The 7,557-nt window shown below is 74.7% G+C and carries 6 protein-coding genes and 1 pseudogene; all 7 read right to left on the reverse strand.

Translation table 11 applies throughout. The features are described from left to right. Positions 1-100 precede the first annotated feature (100 nt). Positions 101-2,575 carry a penicillin acylase family protein gene (locus BG452_RS38340; protein ID WP_188308954.1) on the reverse strand — a complete coding sequence of 825 codons (2,475 nt, stop codon included), beginning with the start codon at positions 2,573-2,575 and terminating at the stop codon, positions 101-103. A gap of 268 nt (positions 2,576-2,843) precedes the next feature. Next, positions 2,844-3,371 (reverse strand): GNAT family N-acetyltransferase, encoded by a 528-nt coding sequence (locus BG452_RS38345; protein WP_188308955.1) that lies wholly within the window; start codon positions 3,369-3,371, stop codon positions 2,844-2,846. After that, positions 3,344-3,910: a GNAT family N-acetyltransferase gene (locus BG452_RS38350; protein ID WP_188308956.1), complete on the reverse strand. Its 567-nt coding sequence runs from the start codon at positions 3,908-3,910 to the stop codon at positions 3,344-3,346. Before BG452_RS38350 ends, BG452_RS38345 begins: the two co-directional genes overlap by 28 nt. A 5-nt stretch (positions 3,911-3,915) precedes the next feature. Further along, positions 3,916-4,644 (reverse strand): SDR family oxidoreductase, encoded by a 729-nt coding sequence (locus BG452_RS38355; RefSeq protein ID WP_188308957.1) that lies wholly within the window; start codon positions 4,642-4,644, stop codon positions 3,916-3,918. Positions 4,645-4,875: 231 nt separating this feature from the next. After that, a complete protein-coding gene (locus BG452_RS38360) occupies positions 4,876-5,190 on the reverse strand; it encodes an alpha/beta fold hydrolase (protein WP_223243351.1) in 315 nt (104 codons plus the stop codon). 4 nt (positions 5,191-5,194) lie between these two features. Next, positions 5,195-5,836: a dihydrofolate reductase family protein gene (locus BG452_RS38365; protein WP_188308958.1), complete on the reverse strand. Its 642-nt coding sequence runs from the start codon at positions 5,834-5,836 to the stop codon at positions 5,195-5,197. A 193-nt stretch (positions 5,837-6,029) separates the two neighbouring features. Further along, positions 6,030-7,466: pseudogene (locus BG452_RS38370) on the reverse strand (ATP-dependent helicase C-terminal domain-containing protein); the annotation flags it as partial. Positions 7,467-7,557: the final 91 nt, after the last annotated feature.

Below are 7,557 nucleotides of genomic sequence, written 5' to 3' on the forward strand. Positions count from 1 at the left end.
CCGGGCCCGCCGCTACGATCCGGCGGTCCGTCCTCGACGGGCCCGGACCCACGCGTGGCCGGGGGCCGGACCAGCGGCAGGGTCCGGCCGCCCGCGGGTGTCAGCCGCGCAGGCGGGTGGTCCGGAGTGCCGGGGAGGCCTTGATCTCGGCCTCGGTGAAGCGTTCCGTCACCCACTGCTTGCGCGAGAACAGCTCGGTCTGGTCGGTGTAGTGCGGCGACGCGGGGTTGACGGACTCGCCGTAGGTGAGCACCGTCCGGGTGCGCGGGCCCTGCGGGGTCAGCTCGGTGGCCATGATGAAGCTGGAGCCGCGCGCGCCGGTGCCGGTCTGCGGCAGGCTACCGCCGGTGGTGCCCGAATTCGGGCCTGCGGTCACGACGTTGAAGCAGCCGACGCCGCCGTCGCAGCCGTGCAGCGGGATGCCCGCCCAGCGCTGGACGTCGCCCATGGTGGCGTCCAGCCTGGTGCCGTCCGTGCCGAGCTTCCGTACCGCGTCCGCCAGGGCCCGTCGGACGTCGGGGCTGTCACCGTTGAGGCCGCGCGGGGTGGTGAGCGGCTGGGCCGGGTCGAACGGGACCCGCCAGACGGGGTTCCGGCCGTGCAGGCCGAAGTCGAACGCCTGCCACAGCACGGCGCCGTGGCCGGTGCCGTCGGTCCGGGTGTTCCAGGCCGCCAGGACGTCGCAGGCCCGGCTCACGTCCACCCGGCTGCCGTCCCCGGCGGTGAGCACCGGGTTGGCCCGGCACATCGCGACGGCGTCGTCCCGGCCGAGCTCGGCGTCCTGGTCGCGGTCGCCGAACATCGTGGCCTGCAGGGTGGACAGGGTGAAGCCCGGCGTGCCGAGCCCGTCCGTGCCGTCCCGGCGATCGGCGATCATCCGCAGGCCGAGCTGGGCGCGGGAGCCCAGCCGGGGGTCCGTGCCGTAGATGCCCGGGTAACCGGCCAGCGGGGCCGCGGTGTTGGTGAGGTGCGGGTTGTTGTTGGAGTTGGCGACGTAGTCGGTCCGGCTGAGCTTCGGGTGAGCGGCCGGGCCGAACAGGCCGGGGACGACGGCGTCCGGGTCGGTGCCCCAGTCGCAGGAGGTGGTGGAGCCGTCCAGGATCGCCGGCAGGTCGTGGGCCGGGACGACCGTGCACCGCGCGAGCTGCGCGTCCGTGAGGTGGGGGACGGCGGAGGAGTCGGTGAAGTACGTCCCGCCGCTGACGTCCGAGGCGAAGGTGTAGCTCCACGGCACGCCCTGGTAGGTGTCCTGCGCCCGCTTCAGCTCGGCCAGGCTCTGCGAGCGGTCCATCGCCAGCCACTCGCTCATCGAGCGAAGGTTGTCGGCGTTGGCGTCGCGGAAGGCGTAGGCGTACGTGTCCGTCCAGGGGAGGCCCGCCTCCTGGTCGGCCAGCACCGGGCCGTAGCGGGAGGTGTGGATCGTACGGGTGACGGTGGACAGGCTCCCGTCGGCGCCCCGGACGGTGACCGGGACCTCCTGGCGGCCCATCTTCTCGGCCTTGCCGTCGACCAGGTAGCTGGTCGGGTCGCCGGGCGCGAGCGTGAGCCGGTAGACGGACGCGTGGTCGGCGTAGCTCGTCGTCGCGGTGAAGGCCAGGTCGCGGGTGTGGCCGATCTCCACGACCGGGGTGCCGTAGAGCGCGGCGCCGGAGACGTCCAGCACGCCCGGGATGGTGAGCTGCACCTGGTAGAAGCGGTGGTCGCCGACCCATGGGAGGTGCGGGTTGGCCAGCAGCATGCCGTGCCCGTCGGCGGTGGCGTCGCGGCCGAGGGCCCAGGCGTTGCTGCCGAGGTCGCGGCCGTTCTCGGTACCGTCGGGCGGGAGCTTCACGGTGCGCGCGGCGGCCGGCGCTGGGCTTGCCGGGCTTGCTGGGCTTGCTGGGCTTGCAGGGCTTGCTGGGGTGGCGCCCGGGGTGGTGCCCGGGGTGGTGCCCGGTGGGGCGGCGGTGGCGATGGCGTCCTGGGCGTCACCGATGCCGGCGTTTCCGTTGACCTCGTAGATCAGGTTCCAGATGTCCTCGGTGGTGATCGCCCCCACCCACTTCTGGCCCCGGCAGCTCGCGTCGGGCAGGTCGTTCACACCGGTGTCGTGCAGGTAGCGGTTGTAGCCGGCCGCGTAGCCCTCGACGATCCTGCGCAGGTCGTCGGTGGGGCCGATCGGGGCCGCCTGGTCGAGCAGCTTCCGGACGGTGCCGGAACGCGCCAGGCCCTGGTGGTAGGTGTCGCTGGCGAGGTTCGCCCCGCCGCCCGGGGTCTTCGCGTCCGGGCCGAACCAGCGCGACCGCTCCCCGCGCAGCGTCACGACCTGGTCGGCGAGTTGGCACAGGTTGTCCTGGGCGAAGGCGTAGCCGTACCCGTAGCCGAGACCGCGGAAGTCGTGCGCGAGGACGTGCGGGATGCCGTACTCGGTGCGCCGGATCTGTGCCGAGTAGCCGTCCGGGCCGGCGAGTTCGGAGTCGGCGGCGGCGGCGACGGCCGAGCCGGGCAGCAGTGCGGCGGTGACCGAGGCCAGCGCGAGCGCGGCCAGGCCGGTGGCGAATCTCCTGGGCCGGGAGGGGAGGTGACGTGTGGTCATGTGCTCACCCTGTCGCGCCCGCGCCCGCGCGACATCGGCTCGGCGATGCATCCTCCTCGGCGGCTCATTGGCCCGGGGACGTACGTCCCCGGGCCAGTCCGGTCGCCGGTGAGCCGCCGGAACCCGGGGTGTGGGGTCCCGCGGCGCCGGGTGGGCCCGGAGGGCGGTGGCGGGCCCGGAGGGCGGTGACGGGACCGGAGAGCGGTGACGGGACCGGAGGCGGCCGTGTCACCGCTGTCGCCCCGCGCCGGGGCTCGGCGTTCCCGGGCTACTCGCCGAGGATCCGCTCCCACAGCAGCCCGTCCCGCCAGTGCCCGTCGAGGAGGATCGCGGAGTGGGCGACGCCGTACGGGCTGAACCCGTTGCGGCGCAGCACCCGGTGGGACGGCAGGTTCTCCAGTCGGGTGGACGCCTCGGCCCGGTGCAGTCCGAGTTCGTCCGCCATCACCCGGAGGACGAGCCCGACGGCCCGCCCGGCGTGCCCCTGCTGCTGGGCGGCGCCGGCGATCCAGTAGCCGAGGGAGCCGCGGCGCAGGTGCGGCTGCGGCAGGATGCCCCCGACGGTGACCTGCCCGACGACCTGGTCGCCGGCGAGCACCACGCCCGGCCAGACGGTGCCGGCCCGGTGTCCGGCCAGCAGTCTGTCGATCCGCTCGGCCTGGCCCTCCGGGGTGAAGAACTCGGCCGGCTGGGCCGGTTCCCACGGCCGGAAGGCCTCGACGTCCCGTGCGCGATGCGCGGCGATCGGGGCGGCGTCGGTCGGCTTGATCAGGCGGATGCCGGTGCGGTCGGGCATGGGTTGGTCCTCGGTCCGGGAGTGGGTCGGAAGTCCGGGTAGCCCAGGATGAGGAGCTGCTCGGACGGGTTGGGGCCGTACGGGACCAGCTTGCCGGTGGGCTGGAACCCGAGTCGCCGGTAGAAGGCCAGGGCCCGCCCGTTGCCCTCGTGCACGCCCAGGGTCAACCACCGTACGTCGGTGTGCTCTTGGGCGTGGCGGATGCTCGCCCGCACCAGGTCGGCGGCGGGGCCGGCGGGTCCGCGGTGGTGCGGGGAGACGTAGACCGAGTGGATGTGAACGTGGTCCGGGATGTCCGGGAGGGGGCCGACGCCGGCGATGCCGATCCAGTTGCCGGCGGCGTCGAGGGCGATGAAGGTGGCGGACTCCTCGGAGGTGGCTTCGACGGCGGCCTGCCGCTGCCAGGCGTCCTCGGGGAGGGCGGCGGTGTCGGCATGGGAGGAGCTGAAGGCGGTGGGGGAGTCGCGCAGGGCCTCCAGCCTGATCGTGCGGAGTTCCCGGTACTCCGTGGCGGCCAGTCGGCGTATGGCGTAGGGCATGGGGCTCAGACCTGCTCGAAGTGGAAGGCCTTGATGAAGCAGTCGCGGGGCTGGGCGACGGCGAAGAGGACGCAGTCCACGAGTGACTGCGCGGTGAGGGCGTCCTGGGCCCCGCGCGGTGTGGTCTCCCACTCCTCGGTGAGCGGGTCGGGGTTGTCGAAGTCGGGCGGGTAGAGGGAGATCACCCGGACTCCCCGCGGCCGCAGGCGCTTGGAGAGGATGTCGACGAATCCCGCCTGGGCGCTCTTGGCCGCGTAGAAGGCGTCGTGCGCGTCCGACCGGTGGTGCCCGGCCGTTCCGCACGCGGAGACCATGGTCAGCACGTCCGGCTTGTCCGAGTCGAGCAGCAGGGGGAGGAAGGCCTTCACGGTCAGCACGGTGCCGGTGGCGCCGGAGGTGATGGTGTCGATGACGTCGGCGTCGGAGGCGGCGAGGAGGTCCGGGCCTTCGAGGTAGCGGGAGCCGTTGTTGATCAGCACGTCGATGTGGCCGGTGTGCCGGCCGACGTCGGCGGCGAAGTCGCGGATCGAGGCGGGGTCCGTCAGATCGCAGGCGAAGGCGTGGACGCGCTGGTGCCCCCGGTCGCGGATCTCGTCCCGGACCCGCTGCGCGGCGGTCAGGGAGCGCGCGGAGAGGTAGACCTCGGCGCCGAGGTCTGCGAGACGGATGGCCAGGGTGCGCCCGAAGTCGCGGCCGGCGGCGGTGATGACCACCCGGTGGTCGTCGAATCTCATGTCAGTGCTCCTGGTCATGCGTTCGGACGTGGCGGGGTGAAGCGGTGTCACATCTTCCTGGAGGGCCGGGGCCGTCCCCTCGCCGGGGGAGATCACGGCCCGTGCAGGGGGATCCGGCCGCGGGTGGCGCCGAGGTGATGGTGTCGGCGTGGACTCGGTGACGGCGTGGCGGGGGTGCGAGGCCCCGCACCGGAAGTCGGACGGGCCGACTTCCGGTGCGTACGCCGTGCCTCAACGTGCGGGCCTCCCCGGTCTCAACCCCCCCTGTCCGAGCGTGAGCGTCGCCTCCGCGACCTCGTCGGCCGCCGCGTCGGTGGCGAGGTCGCGCAGGGTGCAGGCGGGCGCCTCCGGGTCCTTCGTCGTCGACTCCCCGCTGTCGCGCAGGTCCTGGCGCACCACCCGGCGCCCGCCGGCGGCGAGGCGCCGGCACAGCGCGTCGGGCCAGGAGAGCATCGTCGGCCCGCCCGCGAGCAGGACCGGCGGCGCGCCCTCGTCGCCGAACGACCCGACGCCCAGGGCGACCCCGTTGGCGTGGAGGGTGGTCATCGGATCACCGGGACTCGTCCTGCCCGAGGCCGCGGTCGGGCAGGCTCATGTCTCCCGTCCGGGGCGTGCCCTCGGCGAGCCCGTAGCGCAGGTACACGGTGCCCTGCGGGTCGGCCACCGGCGGTTCGAGGAGCGTGAGGTTCGTGGGCACCGCGCCGCCGTCGAAGACCTTCTTCCCGACGCCGAGCACGATCGGGTGCACCCAGAGGTCGAGCCGGTCGAACAGCTTCTCCCGCAGCAGGGTCTGCACCAGGTTCAGGCTGCCGACGACCTTCACGTTCCCGTGCCGGTCGCGGATCTCGCGCACCGCGGCGGCCAGGTCCGGGCCGAGCTGGGTGGACCCGGCCCACGGGAGCGCGGCCGTGCCTCGGGAGGCCACGTACTTGGGGACGCGGTTGAAGAGCTCGGCGATCTCGCCCTCCTTCTGGTGCGGCCAGTAGGAGGCGAAGAGGTCGTAGGTGCGCCGGCCGAGCAGCAGGGCGTCGGTGCCCTCGTACGCGGCGAGGATCTGCGCCCCGGTGGCCTCGTTCAGCAGGGGCGCCTGCCAGCCGCCGAACGGGAACCCCTCCGGGTCCTCGTCGGGGCCGCCGGGCGCCTGCCCGACGAGGTCGAGGGTTGCGAACAGTTCGATCTGGATGAGGCCCATGGCTGTCTCCCGATGAGGTGGTCGTCCGGTGGTTCCGGTCGTTCCGGTTGTTCCGGTCGAGATGTAGACCGGCCGGGGCCGGAAAACTCATCGCCACGCCGTCACCCGGTTTTCCGGACCCGGGCCCGACGCCGCGCACGCGCCCGCGTCCGCGGCCACAGGGGCGTCCGCTACTCCGGACCTCTTCCCGACGTCACTTTCGGCTGTTGGTGCGGCGGGTGGGCTCGGCCGTCGTGGGGTCCTCGGGCCAGGGGTGGCGGGGGTAGCGGCCCCTGAGGTCTGCGCGGACGGCGCGGTAGCCGTCGCGCCAGAAGGACGCCAGGTCTCCGGTGACGGCGGCGGGGCGGCCGGCGGGGGAGAGCAGGTGGATGGTGAGCGGTATGCGGCCGCCGGCCAGGGCGGGAGCCGCTGTCCAGCCGAAGAGTTCCTGCAACTTGACGGCCAGCACCGGGCGTTCGGTGGTGTAGTCGACGCGGATCTTGGAGCCGGACGGGACGGTGATGCGCTCGGGGGCCAACTCGTCCAGGCGGCCGGCCTCGCCGGTGGCCCAGGGGAGGAGGCGTTGCAGGGCCGATGTGGTGTCGATGCGGGCGAGGTCGGTGCGGCGGCGGGCGCGGGAGAGTTCGGGTTCCAGCCACTCTTCGGCGCGGTCGAGGAGTGCCTCGTCGCTGACGTCGGGCCAGGGGTCTCCGATGGCGGTACGGAGGAAGGCGAGGCGCTCGCGGAGGCCGGGGGAGGGCCAGGTCAGGACGGTGCTGATGCCCTCGCGGGTGAGGCCTTCGACCAGAGCCGCGCGGACGAGGGTGGGGTCGGGGCGGTGGAGGGGCTTCTCCGCGAGTTCGACGGCGCCGAGGGAGTCGACCCGGCGGGAGACGACTTCGCCTCGCCGGGTGTCCCAGTGGACCTCCTCGCGGGAGGTGAGGAGGGCCGCGCCCGCGAGGCGGGCGGTGTCCTCGTCCAGCGCCGCAGCGTGCAGGACGCGGGCGGAGTGCGAGCCGGCCGGGCGGTCGGCGACCGCGACGGCGAGCCAGGGCAGGGCGCCGAGCCGGGTGTCCGGGGCGAGTTCGGCAGCCGTCCCGGAGGCCATCAGGTACGGGCTGCGCTCGCCGGGGGCGGGCCGCTCCACCCGGGCGCGGGCGATGCGTTCGGGGAAGGCGAGGGCGACGACCAGGCCGGCGGCGGTGGTGTCGGGGAGCTGGGTGGCGGGCTCGGAGTCGGTGGCGCGGAGGAGGCGGCGGACTTCGTCGCGCCAGCGTCCGGCGTAGGGGTCGCCGGCGGAACGGACGCTGCGCCAGACCGCGTTGAGGTCGTCGCCGAGGGCGCGCGGGGGTTCCTCGGAGAGCAGCGCGACGATCTCGGCGGCCCGGCGCGCACCGACGGCGGGGGCGCCGTCGACGAGGGCGCGGCCCAGGCGGGGGTGCAGCCCCGTCCGAGCGAGGCGGACGCCGCGCGCCGTGGCCCGGCCGTCGGAGGAGACGGCGCCCAGGGCCACAAGGGTCTGCCGGGCAGCCGCCATCGCCCCCGCCGGGGGTGCGTCGGGCAGGGCGAGGCCGGTGGCGTCCGGGTCGCCCCAGCAGGCGGCCTGGAGGGCGAAGGAGGTGGGGTGGGGGGGGGGGGTTGGGGGGGGGGGGGGGGGGGGGGGGGGGGGGGGGGGGGGGGGGGGGGGGGGGGGGGGGGGGGGGGGGGGGGGGGGGGGGGGGGGGGGGGGGGGGGGGGGGGGG

The organism is Streptomyces sp. CBMA123 (genome assembly GCF_014596465.1).
In the GTDB taxonomy this organism is placed as follows: domain Bacteria; phylum Actinomycetota; class Actinomycetes; order Streptomycetales; family Streptomycetaceae; genus Kitasatospora.